The 21572-nt window shown below is 35.2% G+C and carries 24 protein-coding genes, 1 pseudogene, 1 riboswitch and 1 other annotated feature; of the genes and pseudogenes, 14 read left to right on the top strand and 11 right to left on the bottom strand.

Annotated features, from left to right (window positions below; translation table 11 throughout):
- Positions 1–25: 25 nt before the first annotated feature.
- The 3 genes from MHB74_RS25270 to MHB74_RS25260 all read right to left on the bottom strand — a co-directional run bounded on the left by MHB74_RS25270 (position 26) and on the right by MHB74_RS25260 (position 2520).
- A complete protein-coding gene (locus MHB74_RS25270) occupies positions 26–1306 on the bottom strand; it encodes a purine/pyrimidine permease (RefSeq protein ID WP_061679283.1) in 1281 nt (426 codons plus the stop codon).
- Positions 1307–1433: 127 nt separating this feature from the next.
- On the bottom strand, positions 1434–1883 hold the full coding sequence (gene cynS / locus MHB74_RS25265; RefSeq protein WP_029443571.1) for a cyanase: 450 nt from the start codon (positions 1881–1883) through the stop codon (positions 1434–1436).
- Positions 1884–1938: 55 nt separating this feature from the next.
- Positions 1939–2520 carry a beta-class carbonic anhydrase gene (locus MHB74_RS25260; RefSeq protein ID WP_061679282.1) on the bottom strand — a complete coding sequence of 194 codons (582 nt, stop codon included), beginning with the start codon at positions 2518–2520 and terminating at the stop codon, positions 1939–1941.
- A gap of 167 nt (positions 2521–2687) precedes the next feature.
- Here MHB74_RS25260 and MHB74_RS25255 point away from each other — a divergent pair, with 167 nt between their 5' ends.
- Complete coding sequence (locus MHB74_RS25255) at positions 2688–3119, top strand: Lrp/AsnC family transcriptional regulator (RefSeq protein ID WP_061679281.1); 432 nt, start codon at positions 2688–2690, stop codon at positions 3117–3119.
- 200 nt (positions 3120–3319) lie between these two features.
- Here MHB74_RS25255 and MHB74_RS29255 read toward each other — a convergent pair.
- Positions 3320–3406 (bottom strand): annotated as a pseudogene (locus tag MHB74_RS29255) (DUF4822 domain-containing protein); the annotation flags it as partial.
- Positions 3407–3597: 191 nt separating this feature from the next.
- On the opposite strand from MHB74_RS29255, the gene MHB74_RS25250 reads away from it, so the two are divergent.
- A complete protein-coding gene (locus tag MHB74_RS25250) occupies positions 3598–4026 on the top strand; it encodes an Lrp/AsnC family transcriptional regulator (protein WP_061679280.1) in 429 nt (142 codons plus the stop codon).
- Between the two features lie 40 nt (positions 4027–4066).
- On the opposite strand, the gene MHB74_RS25245 is transcribed toward MHB74_RS25250, so the two are convergent.
- On the bottom strand, positions 4067–4624 hold the full coding sequence (locus tag MHB74_RS25245; protein WP_061679279.1) for a cysteine hydrolase family protein: 558 nt from the start codon (positions 4622–4624) through the stop codon (positions 4067–4069).
- A 289-nt stretch (positions 4625–4913) separates the two neighbouring features.
- Here MHB74_RS25245 and psiE point away from each other — a divergent pair, with 289 nt between their 5' ends.
- Positions 4914–5315, top strand: coding sequence for a phosphate-starvation-inducible protein PsiE (psiE, locus tag MHB74_RS25240; RefSeq protein WP_000671179.1), 402 nt, complete (start codon positions 4914–4916; stop codon positions 5313–5315).
- Positions 5316–5346: 31 nt separating this feature from the next.
- Here the strand turns inward: psiE and MHB74_RS25235 are convergent, their stop codons facing one another.
- Positions 5347–5676 carry a DUF1516 family protein gene (locus MHB74_RS25235; protein WP_061679278.1) on the bottom strand — a complete coding sequence of 110 codons (330 nt, stop codon included), beginning with the start codon at positions 5674–5676 and terminating at the stop codon, positions 5347–5349.
- Entirely contained in the window at positions 5676–6836 is a 1161-nt protein-coding gene (locus MHB74_RS25230; protein ID WP_061679277.1) for an MFS transporter, read from the bottom strand. The genes MHB74_RS25235 and MHB74_RS25230 overlap by 1 nt, the downstream gene beginning before the upstream one ends.
- A 148-nt stretch (positions 6837–6984) precedes the next feature.
- On the opposite strand from MHB74_RS25230, the gene MHB74_RS25225 reads away from it, so the two are divergent.
- From MHB74_RS25225 to MHB74_RS25200, 6 genes are all read left to right on the top strand, one after another.
- Positions 6985–7536 carry a PadR family transcriptional regulator gene (locus tag MHB74_RS25225; RefSeq protein WP_061679276.1) on the top strand — a complete coding sequence of 184 codons (552 nt, stop codon included), beginning with the start codon at positions 6985–6987 and terminating at the stop codon, positions 7534–7536.
- Between the two features lie 149 nt (positions 7537–7685).
- Positions 7686–8201 (top strand): spermidine N1-acetyltransferase, encoded by a 516-nt coding sequence (gene speG / locus MHB74_RS25220; protein WP_000076820.1) that lies wholly within the window; start codon positions 7686–7688, stop codon positions 8199–8201.
- A 435-nt stretch (positions 8202–8636) separates the two neighbouring features.
- Positions 8637–10184, top strand: a complete 1548-nt coding sequence (locus tag MHB74_RS25215; protein WP_061679275.1) for an ABC-F family ATP-binding cassette domain-containing protein — start codon at positions 8637–8639, stop codon at positions 10182–10184.
- 5 nt (positions 10185–10189) lie between these two features.
- Complete coding sequence (locus tag MHB74_RS25210) at positions 10190–11383, top strand: MFS transporter (protein WP_061679274.1); 1194 nt, start codon at positions 10190–10192, stop codon at positions 11381–11383.
- A gap of 159 nt (positions 11384–11542) precedes the next feature.
- Entirely contained in the window at positions 11543–11776 is a 234-nt protein-coding gene (locus MHB74_RS25205; protein WP_081110345.1) for a DUF3955 domain-containing protein, read from the top strand.
- Between the two features lie 100 nt (positions 11777–11876).
- Positions 11877–12116: a DUF3947 family protein gene (locus MHB74_RS25200; RefSeq protein WP_061679272.1), complete on the top strand. Its 240-nt coding sequence runs from the start codon at positions 11877–11879 to the stop codon at positions 12114–12116.
- Between the two features lie 33 nt (positions 12117–12149).
- Here the strand turns inward: MHB74_RS25200 and crcB (MHB74_RS25195) are convergent, their stop codons facing one another.
- Together crcB (MHB74_RS25195) and crcB (MHB74_RS25190) are read right to left on the bottom strand one after the other, a co-directional pair.
- Positions 12150–12506: a fluoride efflux transporter CrcB gene (crcB, locus tag MHB74_RS25195; protein WP_061679271.1), complete on the bottom strand. Its 357-nt coding sequence runs from the start codon at positions 12504–12506 to the stop codon at positions 12150–12152.
- Positions 12503–12907 carry a fluoride efflux transporter CrcB gene (gene crcB / locus MHB74_RS25190; RefSeq protein ID WP_061679419.1) on the bottom strand — a complete coding sequence of 135 codons (405 nt, stop codon included), beginning with the start codon at positions 12905–12907 and terminating at the stop codon, positions 12503–12505. The genes crcB (MHB74_RS25195) and crcB (MHB74_RS25190) overlap by 4 nt, the downstream gene beginning before the upstream one ends.
- A 54-nt stretch (positions 12908–12961) precedes the next feature.
- Positions 12962–13021: riboswitch (Fluoride riboswitch) on the bottom strand.
- A 218-nt stretch (positions 13022–13239) separates the two neighbouring features.
- Between crcB (MHB74_RS25190) and MHB74_RS25185 the strand changes: the two genes are divergently transcribed.
- From MHB74_RS25185 to tyrS, 5 genes are all read left to right on the top strand, one after another.
- Entirely contained in the window at positions 13240–14298 is a 1059-nt protein-coding gene (locus MHB74_RS25185; protein WP_061679270.1) for an endonuclease/exonuclease/phosphatase family protein, read from the top strand.
- A 27-nt stretch (positions 14299–14325) separates the two neighbouring features.
- On the top strand, positions 14326–15828 hold the full coding sequence (locus MHB74_RS25180; RefSeq protein ID WP_061679269.1) for a DUF4077 domain-containing protein: 1503 nt from the start codon (positions 14326–14328) through the stop codon (positions 15826–15828).
- Between the two features lie 196 nt (positions 15829–16024).
- The gene (locus MHB74_RS25175; protein WP_000573651.1) at positions 16025–16420 is read left to right on the top strand and encodes an SET domain-containing protein; all 396 of its coding nucleotides are present in this window, start codon (positions 16025–16027) and stop codon (positions 16418–16420) included.
- Between the two features lie 389 nt (positions 16421–16809).
- Complete coding sequence (murB, locus tag MHB74_RS25170) at positions 16810–17727, top strand: UDP-N-acetylmuramate dehydrogenase (protein WP_061679268.1); 918 nt, start codon at positions 16810–16812, stop codon at positions 17725–17727.
- A gap of 97 nt (positions 17728–17824) precedes the next feature.
- Positions 17825–18040: a binding site (T-box leader), on the top strand.
- A 52-nt stretch (positions 18041–18092) separates the two neighbouring features.
- Positions 18093–19352 carry a tyrosine--tRNA ligase gene (gene tyrS / locus MHB74_RS25165; protein ID WP_061679267.1) on the top strand — a complete coding sequence of 420 codons (1260 nt, stop codon included), beginning with the start codon at positions 18093–18095 and terminating at the stop codon, positions 19350–19352.
- A gap of 193 nt (positions 19353–19545) precedes the next feature.
- Here tyrS and MHB74_RS25160 read toward each other — a convergent pair whose 3' ends face one another.
- Entirely contained in the window at positions 19546–20724 is a 1179-nt protein-coding gene (locus tag MHB74_RS25160; protein WP_000043194.1) for an NAD(P)/FAD-dependent oxidoreductase, read from the bottom strand.
- Between the two features lie 44 nt (positions 20725–20768).
- Positions 20769–21209: a DUF1641 domain-containing protein gene (locus MHB74_RS25155; RefSeq protein WP_001115312.1), complete on the bottom strand. Its 441-nt coding sequence runs from the start codon at positions 21207–21209 to the stop codon at positions 20769–20771.
- Between the last annotated feature and the right edge of the window lie 363 nt (positions 21210–21572).

The following is a 21572-nucleotide window of genomic DNA, read 5'->3' as shown; positions in this document are numbered from 1 at the left end:
GCGCTTTTTTACTTAATCACAAATTTTACTCTTTCCAAAACTGTTCTAATAAAATAACAATCATAGTACCTACGAGTAGTCCGTTACTTAAAACATATTGTAAAGAAGAAGGAATGCCGCTAAATGCGCTTTCTGGAAGAAACATTATTCCAAAACTAATTAATAATGTAATTCCCAATATAGTTAATCGGCGTTGATTTAATTCTTCACGTAAAATGGATTGAAATGAAATGCCTATTACTTGGACAAACGTTGCTAAAAGTGCAGCATTAGCAATCGGACCTGGTAGCAAGGATATAAAGCTTACAATTGAGGGGATAAAAGAAATACCTGCTAATATAAGACTTGCTATAAGGAAAGACTTCACTTTTCTTTGTCCTGTTAGTTGAATAAATCCTGCTGATGCAGGTAATGGCACAATTCCAATGGTAGAGGACAATGATGAGATAATATGTGATATACCTCCGGCCCATACACCACGGTTCAGTGTTTGCTTTTCATTTTCTTTCGATAACGGAGCTACTTGTTTTACAGCCGAAATAGCAGCGATTGTATTTGCAACTAAAAGAAAGGTAAATAAAGTTGCTGTTAGAGTCATTCCAATATCGAATCTAGGTGTGCCCCAAGCAAATATATCTGGTAACTTAACTAGCGTTGTGTGCGAAGGCATATGAGATGATTTTCCTAATACTGCATACAAAAGCCAACCGCATGAAATTCCAAGTAATACAGCGTAACTTTTCATCCATCCTTTCCCTTTAATTGATAAGAAAGTAATAAGGGCAAAAACAAAGAGAGCAATAGTAGCTGTTGTATAGTCAGGATGAGTTGCAGATCCTTGTAATCCCATCATGCCTTTTAGTAACACACCACTAAGCTGAAGAGATAATATTAAAAGAAAGGTTCCTGTAACCAAGGGTGTAAATAAACGTAGAATTCGATGAACAAGCCCGGTTATACCAAGGACGAAGAGTAATATACCTGCAATAATTAAACCACCTTCTAAAAGTTGTAATACATATTTTGCACTTTGTCCCTGATGCATAGCGACTTGTCCCAATATGACAAATATACTTACCCATGAACCGGCTGGCCCATCCGCAATGGGATAACGATGCCCAAACCATGCTTGTATAAATGAACTTACTCCTACAACTAAAAAAGTCCGCTGCATTAATGTTGAGATATCTTCTATTGATAAATGGAATATGCCACCAATAATGATAGGTAATGCAATTGCATTTGCTAATAAAAACACAAACCATTGTAGAATACTAAAACCCGTATCAAAGTGTTTTTTATTCATATTATTCTCCTTTGCCGAAAAAGAATTTCATAGTAAAAATCCATCCTTTCTACACAGTTAGATTAAAAAGGATGGATTTTGTAAATCTATAAAATTATTTTAATTATATAGATAGATTTTTAATTAATTACCATGTACGGAATGGTAAGAATTTCCCGTTAAGTGTAATAACGATACGAGGGTCGCCACCTTTTGGATCTTCTTGTGTGTCCACACCTAGGTTGAAGTTAATTGCACTCATTACACCTTCGCCGGCCTTTTCTAAGATTAATTCTCTAATAGTTGGTGCATATTGTAACATCATTTCATATAAACGATATGCGATCGGGTCAGTAGGAGGCATTTCCATTACTTGACCACGAAGTGGAACTACTGTTAATGCTTGAACTACTTCTTCATCTAATTCTAATAGTTTACCGATTTTTTCTGCTTCTGGACGTGTCATTGTAGCTTGTCCTAATAACGCTGTTACAACCCAAGTCTCAGAGTTTTCACTTACTTTTGCAATTTCTTCCCAAGTTAACCCTTTTTTAATTTTGGCCGCTAGAATTTTTTGCGTAGCTTCTTGTCTATTCATATCTAATACTTGTTTTTTCATATCTAATAACTTCCCTTCATATACGTAATAATTATTATTTTATTTCACTATTTAATGCTTTATATCCATCAACCACTACATCTAATTTACCTGTGTGAGGATCAATAACTAAACCATGCACAGGAACATCTTTTGGAATAAGTGGATGATTTCTTACTAAATCAACATTAGCTTGAGTTGAATCGCAGACATCATCGAATCCAAATAACCATTTTTTAAGGTCAACACCAGCATATTCAATCGCTGATAAAATTTCTGGTGAAGCTACCCCGCGCTCTAATATTTTTTGAAGTGTTCCTTTTGGATTCGTTTGGCTCGCACCGCATCTATGGTGTCCAATAAGGAAGATTTCATCTGCATTTAAATCGTATACTGAAGCTACAACACTTTGCATAACACTATCGAAAGCAGAAGCAATTTTACCACCTGCATTTCTGATAACTTTTGCATCACCATCGTGTATATCTAAAGCTTTTGGAAGTAGCTCAATTAAACGAGCATCCATGCAAGAAACAACAACCATACGTTTTTTAGGCATTTTTGTCGCTTCACGAGGAGCGTATTCCTTATTTTCTACAAATTGTTCATTGAACGAAAGAATTTCTTGTAATAACATATTTGTAACCTCCTTTAAATCTAGATGTATTTTTTTGTTGCGTCCTCTGTGTTATAAGTAAATATAACTGATAAATAATGTGATGTAAGAGGATAAACTAAGTATAGTGAATTGTATCGATAAGCAGAATAAGTTGGCGAAACACTTTCGGGCTTTCTACTTTCACGGTGAAAGGATTGGTTTATATCATTGATCAAACAGATTTTGAGATACTGAAATTATTAGGAGAAAACTCAAGAATACAATGGAAAGAACTTGGTCAAAAAATACATATGACGGGGCAGGCCGTAGGAAATCGAATTCGAAGATTAGAGGATTTAGGGATTATTGAGCAATACACAATCGCAATAAACCGAATCAAATTAGGACAAGTAGTGACTGCATTTGTTACTTTGTTTGTAACAACAGCTAATCATCAAGAGTTTATGAATTTCTTTCAAAAAGAAAAAGGAATTTCTGAAGTGCATCGTATAAGTGGTGAGGGATGTTATTTATTAAAAACACATTTTGCTTCTAATGAAGAATTGGATAACTTTCTGGGGCGACTATTAAAGTATGGGAATTATCGTGTTAACTTATCAATCGGAAAGTTGAAATAAGGTTTCTTTTCCTTGGAGGGGATGGTAACCTTATTTGCTAAACTTTATTTGTATAGAGATAATGAATTCGTTTAATGTTTATCTTAAATAGTCAGAGCCTTACTACAATTTATGTGTAGTAAGGCTTTTTTTAGGGAGTCATAAATAATTTTGCCTTAAAAAATCCTGTAGCTCAGTATAGGATTTGTAAAGAAATGTTTTTAAAAGCTAAATTGTGGTTTCATATTACCTTTATAAGGCTCATGTTCAACGAATATAGTTACGTCCTTATCAGCTTGCTGTATGCCTCTTTCGAACACGTACCAATTTTTTTGATGCCTACGAGTAATCCAAAAATACATAGTAAGGAAGAAGGAAAGCCGTTAATAGTAATGTAATTCTTAATAGAGTTAATCAATTGTATTGTGAAAATTTTCAAAGTGAGTTGTAGGGGAAATGAAGATCTTATAGAAGGTGATTATATAGGAAGGGGACGGCTATGTTTGATTCAACAGATTTTAAAATTATAAAGTTACTACAAGAAAACGCTAGGATGAATTGGAAGGAAATTGGAGAGTTAGTACATTTGACGGGCCAGGCTGTTGGGAAACGAATTAATAAATTAGAAGAGGCAGGTGTCATTCAAAAATATACGATAGATATCGACAGGGCTAAGTTAGAAGGGTCTATTATGACGTTTGTTACACTATTTCTGCATGCACCACATTATCATAATCAAATTCAAACCTTTTTCGAAAAAACGGACGTAATTGCTGAAATGTATCGTATAAGTGGCGATGGGTGTTATATCATGATTCTTCATACATCTTCGCACCAGCAATTGGAAGAGACTCTTGCAGATGTTTTACATTATGGTGATTATCGTATAAACACTGTCATTAAAACAATTGAAAAAAAGAAAGAATAAGATATTTATTCTTTCTTTTTTCATATGGAACTGTAATTCTTTATTTGATTTTGTTTATAAAACTGCTTGCTAATACGACTTTTGCATAAATATTACCAAACTCTAATGCACTCATGAACGATTGATGAGCATGTACTGCGGGGATTAGATTTCCTTGAAACTCTAAATCTTTTGTTGTACAAGCATCTTCAATTACAACACATTGAAATCCTAAATCACTGGCAGCACGTACTGTTGCATCAATACATACATGAGTCATCATGCCGCAAATGACTAGTTGATCTATTTTTTCTGCCTTTAATGTTTCTAATAAATTTGTTCTTAAAAAACTGTTAGGGTGATGTTTTTGTATGACTTTTTCGTTAGCAATCGGTTGTACATCATCATGAATTTGAACACCTACTGTATCGGGTAAGAAGAAAGTAGCTCCGTCATTGTTCGCAATATGTTGTACGTGAATAACTGTTTTACGATTTTCACGAAATACTTTCAAGACTTCTTTCGCTTTTTGTACGGCTTTTTCAGATTGATGTAATGCCATATTGCCGCCTTTAAAGTAATCATTTTGTATGTCGACTAACAGTAAAGCTTCGTTCATAGTTAATCCCCCCCACATATATTTGTACAGTACGTTGTTTATACTGTACCGTTATTATATAAACTGTAGGTATGTGCAGGTAATAATGTCATGAAACGATTTTGACGCATATAGTTTCATTGTGAAAAAGCTCAAAGATACAAAGTGAAGATTGGGGAAGCGACTATATTAAGCGTAAATATCAGAATGGTGAAGTGATAGTGAAAGAGGACGATCATATTGGATTTAACACTTTTGTAAGTATAATTTTGCTATAATAAATAAGTATTTATGTGAAGGAGAGTGTGAAATGAAGTTTAATATCGATCATTATATAGCTAGCGTTTTACAGTGGATATTAAATATAGCGTTAATTATATTGTCCATTGTTTTATCGATCTTTTTAATAAATGAGACAATCACATTTATTCAATACATATTTTCAACAAAGGAATATACGTCGTATAAATTGGTTGAGAGCATCATCGTTTATTTCTTATACTTCGAGTTCATCGCATTGATTATTAAGTATTTTAAGTCGAATTATCATTTCCCGTTACGTTATTTTATTTATATCGGGATTACGGCGTTAATTCGTTTAATTATTGTATCTCATGAGGAACCGATGGAGACGTTGTTATATGCAGGATCCATTCTCGTTTTAGTCGTTGCTTTATACATATCAAATATGAGAGATTTGAGAAAAGAGTAGTAAAAAACCCCTAAGTATAGGGGTTTTTACTTTATATAATATGAAATCCGATTAATAAAATAACGATGAACGTGATAGCAAATATGCCCCACCATAACGTATGTGTTTGTCCTCTTCTTTTTCTGGCAACGATAATTTCCATCGACATAATAAGGATAAGAGCGAATACAGCTTTTATCATAGAAATGACAGGGAAGTTTTTAATGACGACCATCCCAATTCCTGAACCTAACATAAGAACATAAAAGGCACGTTGCCCCCACAGTGTAAATTCTTGTTTGTTAAGCATGTAACTCATAATAAATAAGATGATAAGAATTGCCCATGATCCCGCGTGAATTTGATAAAAAGTATTAAGCATTACAGTTCACTCCCGTATGTATGTTGTTTTTTTGAAAATAGGATTACTAATCCGATAGAAAGCATCGTCATCATGCCGCCTATTATGAAAGATACTGCCCCTTGTGATGTAAATATCATTGTGAAAAATATTGGTCCGATAATTCTTCCTAAACTATCAAATGAATAATTTAATCCTGAAATGGTACCGTGATCGCTTTTTACTTGTTTTGTTAAAAAGGATAAGGTACATGTTCGTACGAGTGCGTTTCCAGCTGTGAAGATGGATAAGCAAATACCGGCCCATAGTAAATTCGTAATGAAAGGGATTAAAAATAACCCTGTTGCAGAAATGATTTGTCCGATTATAATGTAGCGTTTTTCATCTCCGTTACGAATGTAGCGTATGAGTCCACCTTGTATGAATGCGTCTACTAGGCCGCTCGCTAAAAAGATTATGCCGATTTGTAATGGTGTAATACCAATCGCTTGTTTACCGAATAGTTGATAGGTGCCTTCTAATCCAGCTAATGCCATAGAAATTGTGAAAGTAATGAAAAACAAGCCGATTGATGCCGCTGGTAAATGGATAAACTTTTTAAATGGGTTTCCGGCATCTTTTTCTTCTGCATTGTTTAAACTCTCTTTAAAAGTAAAACATGTATAGAGAAATAAAATGATAAGAAGATTGCTAGCAATTTGGAACGGAACCGCATTTCCCAAATGACTTAGCATGCCGCCAATTGCTGGGCCGACAATAAAGCCCATGCCGATGCAAGCACCCATCATTCCGATATAACGATTACGCTCGGTTTCATTTGTCATATCGACAATTGAAGCTGTTGCAGCAGTGTATAATGCACCTGCAAACAATCCATTTAGGCTTCTTGCGATGTATAAGCCCGTTAAATTATCAATTAGTAAACCTGTTAAGAAAAAACTAATGGAATACCCGAGTATGCCAATTAGTAGTACAGGACGCCGACCTGCTCGATCAGAAATCTTTCCCCAAAGTGGAGCTGTTAAGAATGAAGCAAGTGAATAAGAAGATAACAGCATACCTAAATGATGTGACGGCACATGTGAATTTGTAATGATTTCTGGTAGAACAGGGATAATCATACCGAATCCTAAAAAGATGAAAAATTGAACAATCATTAACGGAACTATATTTCTTTTCATCATATCCTCCTTTCCTCTTATTAATTAAATGACATATGACTAAATAGTCATATGGTTATAATAATGGTTTATTAAAAGGAGTACAATCGATATAATAAAATTGAAACAAATTATTCATAATTTAAAAGTCCGGTTAGGAGAATTAAGAATGTCTATTCGTTATGCATTACTTGGACTACTTTCAAAAAAAGAACAAACTGGTTATGACTTGTATCATACTTTTCAAGAACAACTCATTTATTTTTGGAATTCAAGTCATTCACAAGTGTATAAAGAATTATCAAAAATGGAGCAGGATAACCTGGTTACGTTCGAATATATTTATCAAGAAGGAAGTCCAAATAAAAAAATATATTCTTTGACGAAAGAGGGCGAAAAGGCTCTTGTTGAATGGATTATTCATTCGAAAACGAAGCCCCAACGTATAAAGGATGAGTTTTTATTAAAAGCCTCAAGTTTTAATGTTATTTCAGTAAGTGAAGCTATTTCACTATTACAGAAGATAATTGATAGAGAAACGCACGTAATGCGGGAAACTCAAAAATGGAAAGATTATGGTTTTCCAGATCAATCTGCTATTCGCAAACAAGTGATAGGAGAGTATATTACTGTTGAATATGGAATAAGATATTCAAAAATGTACATCGATTGGTGTGAATGGGCAATTGAAGTGTTAGAAACATTACGAGAAGAAGAGTAAGGGAAAGTGGTGCAGACATAAGTTTGCACTACTTTTTTATGCCTTGACCTTCAAGTTGCTTGAAAGTTTACAATGTAAATAGGGCGTTTGAAATTGAAAAAAATTGAGAAATTAAGTGAAGAGGTTTCTTTTACTTGGAGGTTATAACAATGAGTCAGGAATTGAAGTTACGTCCTTTAGAACGGGAAGATTTAAAGTTTGTACACGAACTTAATAATAATGCACATATTATGTCATATTGGTTTGAAGAGCCGTATGAGGCATTTGTAGAGCTGCAGGATTTATACGATAAACATATACATGATCAAAGTGAACGCCGATTTATCGTTGAGAAAGATAATGAGATGGTTGGATTGGTCGAGTTAGTGGAAATCGATTATATTCATCGTAGAACAGAATTCCAAATCATTATTGATCCAAATTATCAAGGACATGGCTACGCAGCAGAAGCGACGCGTTTAGCGATGGACTACGCTTTTTCTGTATTAAATATGCATAAGATTTATTTAGTTGTGGATAAAGAAAATGAGAAAGCAGTCCATGTGTATAAAAAGGTTGGATTTATAGTGGAAGGCGAGCTTTTAGACGAGTTTTTCGTTGATGGTAACTATCATAATGCGATAAGAATGTGTATGTTCCAGAAGGAATATTTTAAAAATAAGTAGTTGAATGATTTGGAAGTAATGTTGACGCTTCATAAAACCGTGTGCTAAAATCCCTTTTAAGTATTAAGGAAGGTGCAGAACATGCTTTATATAAAATTTGTAAAACTCATTAGAAAACTTTGCTCCGCACAAATGTATACGGTGAAGCGTTGTACGGAGCTTAATCAAGGGGTATAAATCCCTATATTCATCGGCTGAATAACTTTTCGAAAAAAGTATAGTTTACCTATGCTTATTTGGTTATGGTTTTTCAGCTGATGTATAAAATAGATTAAGGGGCCATAGACAATGCTTTGTCTATGGCCCTTTGTGTATATTATTCCAATGAGCTTTTACTGTAAATTGGAGTAGTATGGGAAAAATCACGAAGCAGAGGGCTAGTGTCGAATGACGCTATCTCTCTGCTTTTTTAATTTCAGGAAAAGAGGAATAAAAATGAGTTTACTTAAAGTTGAAAGCTTATCACATAGTTTTATAGATAAAGTATTATACGAAAATGCTTCTTTTGATTTGCATAAAGGGGAACATATGGGGATTGTTGGACAGAATGGTGCGGGGAAAAGCACGTTAATGAAAATATTGGTGGGGGAAATTATTGCTGATAAGGGGAGCATTAAGTGGCAACCGAATATTCAAATTGGACATCTTGATCAATATGCAGAAATTGATGGGAGCTATACCATTTCACAATATGTAAAGCGAGCCTTTTATGATTTGTTTGAAATGGAAAAGAGAATGAGTAAGTTATATGAAGAAAGTGCGATGACGGGAGATGAGAATCAACTATTGAAAGCAGCTGAAATACAAGAGCAGCTTGAAGCTCGTGATTTTTATTCAGTAGACAGCGTAATAAATAAGGTGGCAGTGGGTTTAGGTATTGATGCTATTGGGATGGATCGTGTTATTGGTGAATTAAGCGGAGGGCAACGGACAAAAGTAATTTTAGCAAAGCTTTTATTAGAAGAGCCTAATATTTTATTACTAGATGAACCGACAAACTTTCTTGATAAAGAGCATGTTGAATGGCTTGCAAATTATTTAGTGAATTTTGAAGGAGCATTTATTGTCGTATCACATGATTTTGATTTTCTAGAAAAAGTGACTTCTTGCATATGTGATATAGAGTTTGGAACGGTGAAGAAGTATTACGGAAAATACTCAGATTTTGTAAGACAAAAGGAGCATTTGCGAAAAGATTATATGCGCCAATATTATGCACAGCAAAAGAAAATTGAAAAAACGGAAGAGTATATTCGTAGAAATATTGCCGGAGTGAATTCCAAAATAGCACAAGGACGTAGAAAGCAGTTGCAACGTATGGAAAGAATTGCACCGCCAAGTTTTACTCATAAACCGTTTATTCATTTTCAGGAGCTTCCCATTTCAGTTCAGACAGTTCTGGAAGTAAATAACCTTGAAGTTGGTTACGATTTTGCTCTCTTACCAAAATTAAATTTTTCAGTAATGGGTGGGCAAAAACTTGTTATTACAGGGTTTAATGGAGTGGGGAAATCTACTTTATTAAAAACAATCGTTGGAAATATTGCTAGCATTTCTGGAGGATTTCACTTCTCAGAGCAAATAAAGATTGGATATTATGAGCAAGATTTAAATTGGAATAATGATTCTTTAACGCCGCTTCACATTATTTCGGAACAGTTTCCTAAACTAAGCGTGAAGGAAATACGTCATCATTTAGCTGCGTGTGGTGTGAAGGATACTCATGTTTCCCAAGAAATACGTACGTTGAGTGGTGGTGAACAATCAAAGGTTAAATTATGCGGGTTGTTATTATCACCTTGTAATTTCTTAATCTTAGATGAACCGACAAATCATTTAGATGCAGAAGCGAAGGGAGCTTTGCAAAAGGCACTCATTCAGTTTAAAGGTAGCATTATACTTGTATCTCACGAAGCAAGTTTTTATCTTGATTTGGCAGATAGTATTTTTAATATAGAGACAGGATTAGTTAAGGGGGTGTGAAACATATGATTGGAAACAATTGGAAAAAGAAAATTATATTATTTTTGACTGCTCAAACGATTTCGTTATTCGGTTCATCTCTCGTACAGTACGCGATTATATGGTATATCACCTTAACGACATCGTCAGGGTTAATGTTGACCATTTCAACTGTTTGCGGTTTCCTACCACAAATCGCGATTTCTTTATTTGCAGGTGTGTGGATTGATCGTTACGACCGTAAAAAAATGATTATGTTATCGGACGGGGTTATAGCAATTGCTACGTTAGTTTTAGCAGTTCTATTTGTAACAGGATATAAAAGTATTTGGTTACTTTTTATAGTACTACTCATTCGTTCAGCTGGGACAGGGGTACAAACGCCAGCTGTGAATGTATTAATCCCACAAATCGTTCCAAAAGATCATCTTATGAAAGTGAATGGGATAAATAGCAGTATTACATCTTTAATTATGTTTCTTTCTCCAGCAGCAAGTGCTGCAATTCTTTCTATTGCTAGCATTGAAACGACATTTTTTATTGATGTTATTACGGCTATGATTGGAATTAGTATTATGTTTATCATTCAAGTGGAGAGACATGTGAATACAGAGAGTAAGCAAAAATCTAATCTACAAGGTATAAAAGAAGGCTTTGCTTACTTAAAAGAAAATGTATTTATTAAAAGGCTACTCTTTTTATTAATCATTGTCATGATTTTAATAAGTCCAGCCGCCTTTTTAACACCTTTAATGGTAACTCGTTCTTTCGGTGCAGAAATGTGGAGACTTACTGCTAGTGAAATGACTTTTAGTGCGGGGGCGGCAGCTGGTGGCGTATTGATTGCGGCATGGGGTGGTTTCCGTAATCGTATGCATACAACAGCGCTAGCTTGTGCGTTGTATGGACTGCTTATGATTGGACTAGGGATTGCTCCGGTATTTATTGTGTATTTAGTATTTAACTTTTTAATTGGTATAACAATGCCGTGCTTCAATACACCGGTTACCGTGTTATTGCAGGAAAAAGTAGAACCTTCTATGCACGGAAGAATGTTTAGTCTTGTACAAATCGCTAATTCATGCGCGCTTCCTTTAGGAATGATAATATTTGGTCCATTGGCTGATATGTTTAGTGTAGAAATTTTGTTAATTTATGCTGGGATATTCGTGCTATTGTGTGCGATTTATGCTGTAGTAAGCAAGAGGTTTGAAGTGTAAATATTTATGTTTGAAAAGGTTTGTGAGGCAATTTAAGGTGCTTTATAAACCTTTTTCGATTTGTGCTAGTCAATAATTATTTATTGTAAAACGATAAATAATTATTGACTAATGATTTTATTTTAGGTAATATGATGTTAATAATCTAAGGGTAATTATATGAATAGAGGAGAATGTGAAATGATAAATAAATACGTAGTAGCTATTTCTTTCATGATTTTAGCGATCATTTCTTTAGCTATACATGCTTCAAACAGTAAAGTGGGAGCGAATGGATTCCTTGAAGAACCTTTCTTTTTCCTAGTACCAATAAGTTATGTATTGTTCTTGAGTGGTATTGGTGTATTACTATTTGGATTTGTTACTTCAAAGCTGAAAAAAAATAATAGATAAAATGAAGTTTAAGTAGTGAGGGATCCATTAATCAGGACAAAATACTCACTATAAAATAGGAACATACTATATGGAAGAAAAATACTAAGTGAGCTGAATCATGATGAATCATTATTTGTATAGTGGTAGACAAGTGGGAGCAGCTATTACACTGGCAGGAGCACAGGGGACAATTCATGCTGTGAATCAAGCGATTCAAATGCAGCAACAAGCATATTTTGCACAAATGATGCAAGGACAGTATATGCCTTACTCACAGCCTCCAATGCAAATTGTACATTACGATGTGCATCCAGCGGGTTTATTTTCCATTCCGTATGGCGGGACATACTTCTTATGAAAGAAAGCGACTGATTAGAGTCGCTTTCTTTTTTTATATTCCGCCTAGTTTCATACCAAGGAATGCAAAAAGGATACCAATCGTATAAGTGGCACTTAAATATAGAAATAGTATGCCGAAGTTTTTGCGGTTGAAAAGCTGAACAGATTCTAATTTAAACGTTGAAAATGTTGTGAAGGCACCCATAAATCCAGTCCCTAATAATAATTGCCAACTTGTAGTGACGCCGTTGCCAATTATATATCCAAGTAAAAACGCTCCTGTTATATTGATGAGAAATGTAGCAATTGGAAAGGAAGTTTTATTTCTTTTTTTAAACCAATTGCTAATTGCAAATCGTGTAATAGCACCGAAAAAACCGCCTATTGCTACTAATAAAGCTTCTATCATAAGGGGTCACCTTCCGTAAGATGTTTCTTAATTAAGAAATCACCTAGTGTATAACCAAGAGCAGACATAATGAGGCCACCAAGTATACTGCATGATACATATAAGAAAGCCGTACTCCATTCAGAATGATTGATTAATTGTACAGTTTCTACACTGAATGTCGAAAACGTCGTAAAGGAACCGATGAATCCAGTTCCAATGCCTGTAATAATCTCTGAAGGTAAAATATTTCGCCGAGCTATATACGTAGTTAGCCATGCTAATAAGAAGCAGCCAATTAAGTTAATGAGCAACGTGGCTAATGGAAATGAATGCTGCCATGAAGTATGAATAGTAAGACCTAAATAATAGCGAGAGAGGGCTCCTAATATACCGGCTATGCCAACGATAATATAAATCAATTTCTTCACCCCTTTAAATAGCTTGCTCAAAAAAATAGACTCCTACCAGTAGGTATACTGGTAGGAGTCATTAGCTAAGCAGCAGTTATGGCGAACTCCATCGCCTATGATTATTACATATAGTGTACTAAAAATTGCGTATAATTTCCAGTGGATAAGTGGAGCTGTGTTGTATGTGTGTGATGGTTTAAGATAGGGAATTTTTACTTATAAACTAAATATAGTGATATAAGGTTTTCAATGTGATAAAATATTTCGTATGTCTGTCATCTTTTTATTTGACTGAAAATATAGAAAAATGAAATTGTGTTTATAGAAAAGGAGTCGTTTGTTTGAAGAAATTATTAAAAATAGTACTTATATGTATTTTGATAGGAGTTTGCATTTTAGGTGGTTTTTTAGCTTATATGACACTTACAAAAGAAAATCCGGCTGATGTTATAAGTTTAAAGGTGGAAAATAATAAGGAGCGCGTATTAGCGTCTGACAATGAGTTTAAAGTTACAACGTTTAATATTGGATATGCTGGATTAGATAAGGATCAAGATTTCTTTATGGATGGCGGAAAGGGAACTGGTTCAAGTAGTAAAGAGCAAACGGAAACGAATTTAAAGAATATGCTTTCGTTTTTACAAAATGAGAATAGTGATTTTGCGTTATTACAAGAAGTTGATATAAAATCATTGCGATCTTTTGATGTAAATGGACATGAGTTTTTGAAAAAGGGATTACCTGATTATGCTTCGTCATTTGGAAAGAACTATGATACAAAATGGGTCCCTGTCCCAATTACAAGTCCAATGGGATATGCGGAGGCTGGATTAAGTACGTTTTCTAAATATAAAGTTCAAACAGCGGAGAGGTTCCAGCTTCCTGGAATGGAGCCTTGGCCAAAGCGTTTGTTTGATTTAGATCGAGCGATTGTTGAGCATAAAATTCCTGTTAGTAATGGGAAGTTTGTTAGACTCGTAAACTTACATTTGTCTGCTTATGATGAAGGCGGGAAAATTAGAAAGCAGCAAGTAGAGTATTTAAAGGAATATATGAACAAGCATTATAAAAATGGTGATTACGTAATAATGGGCGGAGATTGGAATCAATTACTTTCTGATGTTCAGTTAAGTAATCCGAAGTTTGTGAAAGAGCGTCCAGAATGGTTAGTAGAGTTGCCGAAGGACTTTACTAATGGTGGCTTTAAGTGGGCTGTAGATCCGTCTGTTATGACGGTGAGAGATGATGTGAAGAAGTATGTGGAAGGTGAAAACTTTGTCACGATTATTGATGGCTTTATCGTTTCACCGAATGTGGAGATTGTAAATGTACAAGGGAAAGATCTAAAGTTTGAGAATAGTGATCATAACCCAGTGAGTGCGGTCTTTAAGTTGAAGTAATTAAGTGCAGAAGGTGGGACTTTATATATGGAGTGGTTAAAGAAAACTTGTTTTTCTAACCTGGAGAAAGAATCACAGAAAAATCATTTATTGTTGTTTATCACGATTTGTAGTTTCTTCCTCGGAATAATCGCGATTGGGTATTACGGATATATTTTTACAGAGAGAGCAATAGCGTTTTGGGTTTGCGGTATTTCAGTTGTTGTATTTGGAACGCTTCTTACTTTTATAAAAAGCATGGAAGCGATGTATAAATATATCATGACATTTATGCTGCTTATTATGTCTTTCATTATGGTACAAGCTTTTAATGAAAGCCCGGCTGTATTTCAAATGGTCTACTTTACACTAGCAGTTTCACTTATTTATTTAAGCGAACGTCTCGTTATTATTCTCGGCGGAGTGGCGGTTGTTATTACATTTATTCTTTGTAGTTATTGGCCGGAGCAATTTTTTGCTTATACAGCGGCATCTGAAGCTGCAAACTTCGCAAGCTTGTTAGCAATCGTAACGATCGCTATGTGGGGCGTAACGAAGATTGGCTCTAATCTGCTAGCTCGCTTAAGTGATGAGAAGCAAGAAGTAATGAGAAAAGCTCAGGAGTTAGAAGAAACGCAAAGACTTATTGAGGAAACGGTTGTAAAGTTAGATAGTAATTTCAATCATTTAAGACAAAATATGAATACATCGATGGAGTCGATGAGTGAAATTAATTTTGCTTTTGAAGAAGTGGCAGTTGGCACTCAATCACAATCAGAGATGATGCATCGTTCGGTAGAAGTATTGAATGATATGGAAGGAAATATCGAACAAATCATTTCTCAAGTAAGAAATGCATCGATTCGTGTGGATGAAAGTTTAGAAATTTCAAAGGGCAGTGTACATACTTTACGAAATTTTGAAGCGAATATGAGAAGTTTGAATGATGTTGTTTCACAATCAGGAATTATATTTAGAGATTTAATGATGCAGTCGAAGCAAATTAATGAAATTGTAGATGTAATAACGAATATTTCAAGCCAGACGAGTTTGCTAGCTTTAAATGCAAATATAGAAGCTGCAAGAGCAGGAGAGCATGGAAAAGGATTTGCTATTGTAGCGAATGAAGTATTAAAGCTTGCTGAAGAATCGAATCGTTCTGCAGGGAGAATTCAAGGTATTTTGAAGGATTTTAGTAATCAAGCAAGTAAAGTGGAAGTGCAGGTAGAGAAATCAGAAAGAGTACAAGAAGAGTGTAACGAAATGCTAGCAAGTGTTTTAACGAATGTAACAGATTTAGGGAAGTTTATTGATACAATTAATGATGTAATGAGAGAAATTGTTGGGCATCAAGAAAGTTTCCAAGTTAAAACGACGAATATCGTAAAGGATGTTACACATGCTTCTCATGTAATTCAGCAAACTTCTGCTGCTACGGAAGAAGTGTTAGCAAGTGTGGAAGAAGAAAAACATCGAAATGATATATCGGTGAAGACGTTGCATACGGTTAGCGAGCAAGTGAAGTTATTAGAAGATATTTTAGAAAAGTAATATCTCTTGAAAAGGGCACACTATGTGTGCTCTTTTTCATTTAAATGAATACGTGATAGTAATTTAATTGCTTTTCTGCGCGTTTTCTGCCAAGCTTAAGGAGATAAAGTGAGACTAATATCTACTAATTATTAGTTGAACCCCTGCAAATAGCGGGATAAAATACTTCAAAGAAAGAATTATATAGGTGACGCATATGATTGAAGTTAAGACTTCTGAACTTAGTGATGGAGAATTTAATAGAGGTGTATTTGCAACTCGTGATATTAAAAAGGGTGAGTTGATTCACTCAGCACCAGTTATCTCTTATCCGAATGAACAGCATGAACACATTGAGAAAACGTTACTTGCTGACTACGCATTTGAGTATGGGGTAAATCATACAGCATTCCTGTTAGGATACGGCATGTTATTTAATCATGCATATAATCCGAATGCAACGTATGAAATTGTCTTTGAGAATCATACGTTTAACTTCTTCGCTTATAAGGATATAAAAGCGGGAGAAGAAATTTTAATCAACTATAACGGTGAAGTTGATGATGACGAATTATTATGGTTTGATAAGGAAAAAGAAGAGAACGAAAAGTAATTTATAATAAGTGATGAAAAAGATGCTTTTACATAGGTAAAAGCATCTTTTTTTATTGATGAAAATAAAGTAAAAATTACAAAAAAATACCACTTTATTTTCGTATGGTATAGTAAGATACTGAAGGATAGTGTGTTGAAAAAGTAATATATTTTACAAATTGTTGTCTTTCTGATGACATGTCAAGTTTAGTAGCCCATTTGGGTTGCTTTATTATGCAATATATATTTTAATATGAGTGGCACCTCTTATAAATTAAGAGGTTTATAGGTGTCTCGAATTGATTTTGGGTACACTGTATCCACCACTTTAGGTTCGTTCATGTATGTGGGGATATTATGGGCCCGTATAACGGGATAAAAAGAATATAGAAATAGAGGAATCGTAAAATGAATATGCAAGAGGTTTATAAATATTTAAGTACGGTATTGCCTGAAGGTCATGTGAAACAAGATGAAATGTTAAAGAATCATACGCATATTAAAGTTGGCGGAAAAGCAGATGTGTTCGTTGCGCCGACAAATTATGATGAAATCCAAGAAGTTATCAAATATGCTAACGAATATAATATTCCAGTTACGTTTTTAGGAAATGGATCGAATGTCATTATTAAAGATGGTGGAATTCGCGGGATTACAGTAAGTTTAATTCACATTACAGGTGTGACTGTAACAGGAACGACGATTGTGGCGCAATGTGGTGCAGCAATTATTGACGTATCACGTATTGCGTTAGATCATAATTTAACGGGTCTTGAGTTTGCTTGTGGTATTCCAGGTTCAGTTGGCGGAGCATTGTATATGAATGCTGGTGCTTACGGCGGTGAAGTATCGTTTGTATTAACAGAAGCTGTCGTAATGACAGGTGATGGAGAGCTACGTACTTTAACGAAAGAAGCATTTGAATTTGGATATCGTAAGAGTGTATTTGCAAACAACCATTACATTATTCTTGAAGCGAGATTTGAGCTTGAAGAAGGTGTGCGTGAAGAAATTAAAGAGAAAATGGATGATTTAACGTTTAAACGTGAGTCAAAACAGCCTCTAGAATACCCTTCATGTGGTAGCGTATTTAAGCGCCCACCAAATAACTTTGCTGGTAAGTTGATTCAAGAATCAGGACTACAAGGTAAGCGAATTGGCGGAGTGGAAGTTTCTTTAAAACATGCTGGATTTATGGTGAATGTGGATAACGGAACAGCACAAGATTACATCGATTTAATTCACTTCGTACAAAAGACTGTTGAAGAGAAATTTGGCGTGAAGTTAGAGCGAGAAGTAAGAATTATTGGAGAAGATAAAGAGTAACGAAATACGTATGAAACTGTGAATTATTTTAAAATAACATTTGGGTATTGTTGACAATTTGTTTTCAATTCAATATAATGGCTAATAATTTAACAAATAATATACGTTGAAAGAGCCCAGTAGCAGTTTGTCACTGTTAACGAGAGAGCTAGGGGTTGCTGGAACCTAGCACAAACAAACTTGCGAATTACACTCTGGAGTATCTTAGGTAATGCTAAGCGGATTGGCAATCGATATTATTGCTAAGAGTGGTATGAGTAGCTATGCTATTTATACAAACTGGGTGGTAACACGGTGAATAATCGTCCCTATGTCATAGACATAGGGACTTTTTGTTTTCAAAAAAATAGAGGGGATGACAAAAGATGAATATTATTGATGAATTAGAATGGCGCGGCGCCATTAATCAACAAACGGACGAAGAAGGTTTACGTAAGCTAGTAGAAGAGAAACAGATTTCATTATACTGCGGAGTTGATCCGACTGGTGATAGTATGCATATTGGACATTTGATTCCGTTTATGATGATGAAGAGATTTCAGTTAGCAGGCCATCATCCAGTTATATTAATCGGCGGGGCAACAGGAACAATTGGTGATCCGAGCGGACGTCAATCAGAACGCCAACTTCAAACGTTAGATGTCGTGCAGCATAATGTGGATGCGTTAACAGCGCAAATGAAAAAGCTATTTGATTTTGGTGGAAATAGTGAAGTGAAGATGGTAAATAACTACGACTGGACACATGAAATAAATATTATTGAGTTTTTACGTGATTACGGGAAAAACTTTAGCATTAATAGCATGTTAGCGAAGGATATTGTAGCGAGTCGTTTAGATACAGGAATTTCTTTCACAGAATTTACGTACCAAATTTTGCAAGCGATGGACTTCCATCATTTATACACGAAAGAAGATGTTCAACTGCAAATTGGTGGTAGTGACCAATGGGGAAATATTACAAGTGGTTTAGATTTAATTCGCAAGTTAGAAGGGCACGAAGCGAAAGTATTCGGACTAACAATTCCGTTATTATTAAAATCTGATGGTACGAAGTTCGGTAAATCTGCAGGTGGTGCGGTTTGGCTTGATCCTGAAAAAACAACACCGTTTGAATTTTACCAGTTCTGGGTGAATACAGATGACCGTGATGTAGTGAAATACTTGAAATACTTTACGTTCTTAACGAAAGAGCGTATTGATGAATTGGCAGCGAAGGTAGAAACAGAGCCTCATAAACGTGAAGCACAAAAAGTATTAGCGGAAGAAATGACGAAATTCGTTCATAGCGAAGAGGCACTCCTGCAAGCTGTGAAAATTACAGCAGCATTATTTAGCGGAGATATTAAATCGTTAACAGCTGATGAAATTGAACAAGGCTTTAAAGAGATGCCAACATTCGAGTCTTCAAAAGAGACGAAAAACATCGTAGAATGGCTAGTTGACTTAGGAATTGAACCATCTAGACGACAAGCCCGTGAAGATATTAATAATGGAGCTATTTCGATGAATGGTGAAAAGGTAACAGATGTGGGGACAGATGTTACTGTAGAAAATTCATTTGATGGACGATTTATCATTATTCGTAAAGGGAAGAAAAACTACAGCTTAGTTAAATTAGGATAATAATTTGTGTGAAAGGATGGGAGTAGGAAGAATACTTCCATTCTTTCATATACACAATTTAGACATAAAATAATCAGTAAATTTAGATAATTTAAAGGGTTATATGGTTCTTCTGCCGAATAAATAAGTTAGAGAAAATTACGGACAAAAATAGCCCGAACCATGCAGGGCATGATTCGGGCTTATATTCAGATTAGTAAGCTAAGCTGAATAGACCTTTAATGTGTGATAAGTAACGAACGTTACTTGCTTCTTTCATTAATGATGCTGGTAAGCCTTTAAGTGGAGTATTGCTTGCTCCAATTGTAGCAACAGCATCTTTACGTCCTAGACTAGCAAGTGTTCCAGAGTTTACAGGTGCGAACTCTTCGAATGCTTTGCCTTCTAGTGCTGCGTATAAGTTGTATCCAATTAACTCACCCATTTGCCAAGCGATTTGTGCAGTTGGTGGGTATGGACGTCCGTCTGGAGCGAAGACAACAGCGCTGTCTCCAGCAACGAATACGTCTTTGTGAGAAGTAGATTGTAGGTATGCATCAACTGTTGCACGACCACGGTTTACTTCAAGACCTGATTCACCGATTAATGGGTTACCTTGTACGCCACCTGTCCAAACGAATGTGTTAGCAACAAGTTTTTGACCGTCTTTTAAGTCAATTTCATTGCCAGCAACGTTTGTTACAGGAAGACCTGTTAAGAATGTAACACCGCGTGCCTCTAAGCTAGTAGTTGCACGTTCGATTAAGTGGTCTGGTAATACTGGAAGGATTTTTGGACCTGCTTCAACAAGAAGAAGTTTAACTTCTTTTGGATTTACGCCGTGGCTTTTTGCAAGTTTAGGCATAATGTCAGCAAGCTCACCAACTAGCTCAACGCCAGTTAATCCGCCACCACCGATTACGATTGTAGCATCAGCTTCGTTTTTCGTTTTCGCGTATTCACGAATACGGTCTTCAACGTGTTTGTAGATTTTGTTTGCATCAGCAGCAGATTTTAATACCATGCTGTTTTCTTCTAGTCCTGGAATACCGAAGTAAGCAGTTTTACTTCCTAAAGCAACTACAAGTGCATCGTAAGATAAAGTAGTGCCACCAGCTAGTTTGATTTCTTTGCTATCAACTGAGAATGACTCAACTGTTGCGATTTTAAGATCGATATCTTTACCTTTGAAAAGCTTTGTAAGTGGCATTGCAATTGCTTGCTCAGCAACGTTACCAGCTGCAAGGCGGTGTAGTTCAGTGATGATTTGGTGTGTTGGGTATTGGTTAATCACTGTAACTTGTGCTTCTGATTTGCTGTAATATTTACGTACGTTTAAAGCGGCAAGAAGACCGCCATAACCAGCGCCTAAGATGACAATTTGTTTTGACATAGTATGATATCCCCCGTCTTTACTAATTGTTGTTATAAGTTAAATTATTTATTGTTACGTTCTGCACTAATTTGAAGGTATGCGTTCACAAAGCGGAACATTTTTTGTGCTTGTGGGTCTTTTAGTAATTTTAATAGACCGAACAGGCCGATAACTTCGTTGCTTTCGTCAGCACGATCTTTCGCTTCGATAGCAGTTGCAGCCATGCCTTTCACTGTATCTTTTACAGGTTCTACAAGCTCTGTGATTGCACTAACAGTGTCGCTTTTTAATACTTCATCAGTAGCAACAGTTTGAGCGAAGTCATAAGACTTAGTTAAAATGTTAACAAGCTCAGTTAATTTTGGAAGCTGTTCTACTAATGTAGTTAATGATTCTTGTACCTCAGGTTTTAACAACTGATCAAGTACATCAAGTTGTCCTTGGCTAGCAGAAATTTGTACAGTTTCTTGTTCTGGCTTTGTTTGAGTCATAGTTTCTGGCATCTCCAATTCTCCTTTACGATAGCAATACTCTTATTTTTGATAGGTAAGATAGTAAACGCTTGCGAAACTTTATACAAAGTTTCACAAAGCACAATAAAATGCCTTTAAATTTATGCCAGCAAGTAAGCTGAAATCATAAATCCAAAACCATAATGTCCTACCTATTATTTATGAACTGTCCGATACTTGGCTTGTCCGCATAATGGAAAGTTCCTTTATCGGAAAGTGTATATAATATATATCCTATATTATATACTATATACACCTATGTTAACATAAAAATGATTCCTAATTATTTGATATTAAGTGTATAACGTAGTACTGACAAGGTGTGAAAGCGCATAAATTATTTTGTTAAGCTAA

This window comes from Bacillus sp. FSL K6-0069 (genome assembly GCF_038007785.1).
In the GTDB taxonomy this organism is placed as follows: Bacteria; Bacillota; Bacilli; order Bacillales; family Bacillaceae_G; genus Bacillus_A; species Bacillus_A mobilis.
Note: the sequence above shows the minus strand (reverse complement) of the source record. Positions and strands in the feature narration are given on the sequence as shown.